This window comes from Xanthomonas sp. SHU 308, from assembly GCF_000364645.1.
In the GTDB taxonomy this organism is placed as follows: Bacteria; Pseudomonadota; Gammaproteobacteria; order Xanthomonadales; family Xanthomonadaceae; genus Xanthomonas_A; species Xanthomonas_A sontii.
Window position 1 is genome coordinate 1 of the sequence record NZ_AQOK01000397.1, and the last position, 4,277, is coordinate 4,277.

Genomic DNA, 4,277 nt, shown 5'->3' on the forward strand with positions numbered 1-4,277 from the left:
TTCGCGGAAGGGGCATCCTGCCCCTGCCGCGAACGGCGTACATCCATGTGCGCCGCCCCTTCGGGGTTTTCCCCCGGGCCGGCCGCCGCTTCTGAAGGGAACCCGGCAAGTCAAAAGCCGGAGCAACAGCAACAGCACAGGCAACGGCAACAGCACAGGCAACGGCAACGGCAACGGCAACGGCAACGGCAACGGCAACGAGCATCTTGCTCGGTGCGGAAACAGGCAATCGAAAAAACCAGACCGACGGCGACGCGTTGCCAACGCCTAGTTCCCCGCCACCCACCACATCGGCCAAGTCGTCGACAAGATCGCCGCACCAGCGCGCACCATCCGCCTCGCAACTGCGCTACCTTGCACTCAAGGCGCGCCCTCGCGCCCAAGTCGCCCCCGGAGATCCCCATGCCCCTGCTCCATCGGTCCCCTGCCGCGCCACAGCACAGCAGCCGCCATCGCGCCTGGCGCATCGGCCTGGCCCTGCTGTGCGCCCTGGTCGCCGCGCCCGGCATGGCCGCCGACACCGCCGTGCCGGCCGTGCAGCGCGCGCAGCAGCTGATCCTGGTGCTGGCGCCGGACTGGGACAGCCCGCAGGGCACGTTGCAGGCGTTCGAGCGTGATGCACAAGGCTGGCGTGCGCAGGGCAAGGCCTTCGACGTGAGCCTCGGCCGCCACGGCAGCGCCTGGGGCCTGGGCCTGCATCCGGCACAAGACGACGGCCCGCAGAAGCGCGAAGGCGACGGCCGCAGCCCGGCCGGCGTGTTCACCATCGGCGAAGCCTTCGGCTATGCGCCGCGCATCGACAGCGCCATGCCCTACCAGGCGATGCAGCAGAGCAACTACTGCATCGATGTGCCCGGATCGCCGCTGTACAACCAGATCGTCGATGCCGACAAGGTCGGCAGCGCCGCGGTCGCCGGGTCCACCGAACCGATGCGCCTGGACCTGCAACACGCCGGCGACCAGCGCTACCGCGAAGGCTTCGTGATCCAGCACAACGCGCAGGCCACGCCGGGCGCCGGCAGTTGCATCTTCGCCCACCTGTGGCGCGCGCCCGGCGCGCCCACCGCCGGCTGCACCGCGATGCAAGCGGCCGACATGCAGCGGCTGCTGGCGTGGTTGCGGCCGTCCGCCGCGCCGCTGTTCGTGCTGCTGCCGCGCCATGCCTACCGGCGCCTGCAGGCCGAGTGGGCGCTGCCGGCCGTGGAGCCGGCGTCGTGAGCCAGGCGCCCGCACCCGGGCTGGTCCGCGCGGTCAGCCGCTGGCAGATCGTCGGGTTGTCGATCAACGACGTGATCGGCAGCGGCATCTACCTGCTGCCGGCGGCCACCGCCGCCCTGCTCGGGCCGTTGAGCCTGTGGGCGGTGTTGCTGGCCGGTGTGGCGGTGGCGCTGCTGGTGCTGTGTTACGCGCAGGCGGCCAGTTACTTCGACGAACCCGGCGGCAGCTATCTGTATGCGCGCGAGGCGTTCGGCCGTTTCGCCGGCTTCGAGATCGGCTGGATGATCTGGCTGACCCGGATCAGTTCGGCAGCGGCGCTGAGCAACGGGCTGGCCGATGCGGTGGTGCGCTTCTGGCCGGCCGCGGCCGGGGGCGGCGCGCGCCTGGCCATCGTGATCGGCTCGCTCGGCCTGCTCACCGCGATCAACGTGATCGGGGTGAAGTCGGCCGCGCGCACCGGCGTGGCGCTGGTGATCGGCAAGCTGGTGCCGCTGCTGCTGTTCGTGGCGATCGGCGTGTTCTACGTGGACTGGTCGTGGGCGTTCTCGGGCAAGACCCCGGACCCGCACGATGTCGGCAACCTCGGCGAGGCGGCGTTGCTGCTGCTGTTCGCGTACGCCGGCTTCGAGAACATCCCGGCCGCCGCGGGCGAATACCGCAATCCGCGCCGCGACGTGCCGTTCGCGCTGATCACCATGATCGTCACCGTCACCTTGATCTATGCCGCGGTGCAGGTGGTGGCGCAGGGCACGCTGCCCAACGTGGCGCAATCGGCGACGCCGCTGGCCGATGCCGCCAGCGGCTTCGGTGGCGAAGCGCTGGCGCTGATCCTCACCGTCGGCGCCACCATCTCCATCCTCGGCACCACCAGCAACACGGTGATGCTGGGGCCGCGCTTCCTGTTCGCGCTGGCCAAGGACGGCTACGGCCCGGCGTTCCTGGCGCGAGTGCATCCACGCTTCCGCACGCCGGCCGCGGCGATCCTGCTGCAAGGCGTGCTGTCGCTGGCGCTGGCCCTGTCCGGCTCGTTCGTGCAACTGGCGCTGCTGTCGATGGTCACCCGCCTGTTCGCCTACATCGGCACCGCCGCGGCGGTGCTGGTGCTTGCACGGCGCTATCGCGACCGGCCAGGCGCGCTGCGGCTGCCGGGCGGGCCGCTGATTCCGCTGGCGGCGTTGTTGCTGGCGCTGGCGCTGCTGCTCAGCGCCAGCTGGCAGAACCTGGCCGCCGCGGGCGTGGCGCTGCTGATCGGCGCGCTGTTCTACCGGTTCCCGCGCAAGGACGCGGCGTGAACGCCTTCACACCGCCTTGCGCGCAGGTCACGCGCGGATAACCGCGGCGCCCGGACGCTGGACACCCACCAGCGAGAGCCGCCCGCCATGAAACGACGCCGCGTCTACAGCGCTCCGGATCTGCCCACCGCCACCCGCGCACTGCAGGCCGCGCGCGGTGCCGGTGTCGACAACGACGACCTGTCCCTGGTCGCGCGCGGCGACATCGAGCTGGACGCCATCCCCGACGACCGCAAGGAAGGCAAGACCGACACCGTGCCGGCCGCGGCGCGCGGCGCCCTGGGCGGCGGCGCCGCCGGCCTACTGGCCGGGCTGGCGGCGATCGCGGTGCCGCCACTGGGCATCACCCTGGCCGGTGCCGGGGTCATGGCCATCGCCGGCGCCCTGGTCGGCAGTTGGTCCTCGGCCCTGGTCGGGTCCACCGTGCCCGACCCGGTGCGGCGCAACTTCGAAGAGGAAATCGAGGCCGGACGCATCCTGGTGGTGATCGAAGGCGAGCCGGAGCTACTGGACGCCGCCGACGCGCCGCTGCGCGCGGCCGGCACCACGGCCTTGCCTTACGAAGCGGCGGCTGCCGCGCACTGACATCACGCCAGCTAGGCCAGGCCTGGTGCGAGACGCTCTGCGTTGCGCAGTTCCGTACTGACGCGGCTGCACGGCCAGAAGGCCCGCCGCCATGGCAGCCATGGCGTCGTCATCGGCGCGCGTGTCGTTCGTCAGGCGGCCGGCGTCAGCGACCGCATGCGTGCCAACAGACCCGCGGCATACACCAGCCCGTAGGCGATCAGCGCCGCGGCGATGCTCATGGTCAGCGGACTGGCGTTCTGCAGGGTTTCCGCGCTGCCGCCGGCGAACGCCCCGCTGGCCCAGCGCCAGGCCAGGCGCCCGAGCAACAGCACGCTCAGCGCGGCGCCGATCCAGGGATTTGGCGTATACCAGCGCGCGCCGTCCTGCAGTTCGATGCGGGTGTGGTGCAGGGCGAAGCCGCCCAGCGCGGCCCCGCCCACCGTCCCCAACCCCATGCCCAGGCGCACGGCGGGCAGGTGCACGGCCAGCCACGCCAGCAAGGCCGCAACCAGCAATAGGAACCCCAGCCGCACGCCGGTGCGCCGCGGCTGCCAGGGCTGGCGGCCGAAATAACGGCGGATGCGTCGGTAATACAGCCAGCCGACGCCGGCCGTGGCCAAGTACGGGGTCAACAAGGCGATGCCGTTGGCGGCCATGGGATTTGTCGGAAGAGAGGGGCGTAGCGGCGGATCGTAAGCCACCCTGAGCGCCGGCGCAGCCTGCCAGAAGGCATGAATGTTTCATATCGCGATCACGCCGCGCAGGGGCGGGTTTAACGCCGGCGTGGCTAGCGTGGAGCGCATTCATCGTCCACGGAGAACCATCATGAGCGTTCCGTATCAGATCCCCGGCCGTGCGCCCAACGACGAGGACCGCAACAGCGTCTCGCAGTACTGGCGCGATCGTTTCGCCGACGAGCCCTATTACAGCGAAGGCGAGCGCTTCGAGGACTACGAGCCCGCCTACCACGCCGGCCACGAGGCGCGCATCCGCGACTTCAACCGCGCCTACGAGCAGGTGGAAGCGGAGTTGCACCGCGACTGGGACAACAACAAGGGCTCACAGACGCTGAGCTGGAGCAAGGCCCGCCACGCCGTGCGCCGCGCCTGGGAGCGTGCCGGCAACGGCGAATAAGGCGACGTGCCACGTTCCCACTTGTAGAAGTCAACTGTCATGCACCTGCGATGACAGGAGGAGCGT

5 protein-coding genes are annotated in these 4,277 nt (G+C 70.7%); 4 read left to right on the forward strand and 1 reads right to left on the reverse strand.

The genetic code is table 11. From position 1 onward, the window contains the following. The first annotated feature begins 402 nt into the window (after positions 1-402). The 3 genes from D588_RS0113225 to D588_RS0113235 all read left to right on the forward strand — a co-directional run bounded on the left by D588_RS0113225 (position 403) and on the right by D588_RS0113235 (position 3,095). Positions 403-1,218: a L,D-transpeptidase family protein gene (locus D588_RS0113225; RefSeq protein WP_017916320.1), complete on the forward strand. Its 816-nt coding sequence runs from the start codon at positions 403-405 to the stop codon at positions 1,216-1,218. Then, positions 1,215-2,510 (forward strand): APC family permease, encoded by a 1,296-nt coding sequence (locus D588_RS0113230; protein ID WP_026143681.1) that lies wholly within the window; start codon positions 1,215-1,217, stop codon positions 2,508-2,510. The genes D588_RS0113225 and D588_RS0113230 overlap by 4 nt, the downstream gene beginning before the upstream one ends. Before the next feature lie 87 nt (positions 2,511-2,597). Then, positions 2,598-3,095, forward strand: coding sequence for a hypothetical protein (locus D588_RS0113235; protein ID WP_017916322.1), 498 nt, complete (start codon positions 2,598-2,600; stop codon positions 3,093-3,095). A 131-nt stretch (positions 3,096-3,226) separates the two neighbouring features. On the opposite strand, the gene D588_RS24750 is transcribed toward D588_RS0113235, so the two are convergent. Then, positions 3,227-3,733, reverse strand: a complete 507-nt coding sequence (locus tag D588_RS24750) for a hypothetical protein (RefSeq protein ID WP_017916323.1) — start codon at positions 3,731-3,733, stop codon at positions 3,227-3,229. Positions 3,734-3,902: 169 nt separating this feature from the next. Here D588_RS24750 and D588_RS0113250 point away from each other — a divergent pair, with 169 nt between their 5' ends. Beyond that, positions 3,903-4,211 (forward strand): hypothetical protein, encoded by a 309-nt coding sequence (locus D588_RS0113250; RefSeq protein WP_017916324.1) that lies wholly within the window; start codon positions 3,903-3,905, stop codon positions 4,209-4,211. Positions 4,212-4,277 lie beyond the last annotated feature (66 nt).

Bases quoted from the DNA above. Each gene is read 5' to 3' on its own strand.
- D588_RS0113250 (WP_017916324.1), top strand. From the start codon at position 3,903: ATGAGCGTTCCGTATCAGATCCCCGGCCGTGCGCCCAACGACGAGGAC.
- D588_RS0113235 (WP_017916322.1), top strand. From the start codon at position 2,598: ATGAAACGACGCCGCGTCTACAGCGCTCCGGATCTGCCCACCGCCACC.
- D588_RS0113225 (WP_017916320.1), top strand. From the start codon at position 403: ATGCCCCTGCTCCATCGGTCCCCTGCCGCGCCACAGCACAGCAGCCGC.
- D588_RS24750 (WP_017916323.1), bottom strand. From the start codon at position 3,733: ATGGCCGCCAACGGCATCGCCTTGTTGACCCCGTACTTGGCCACGGCC.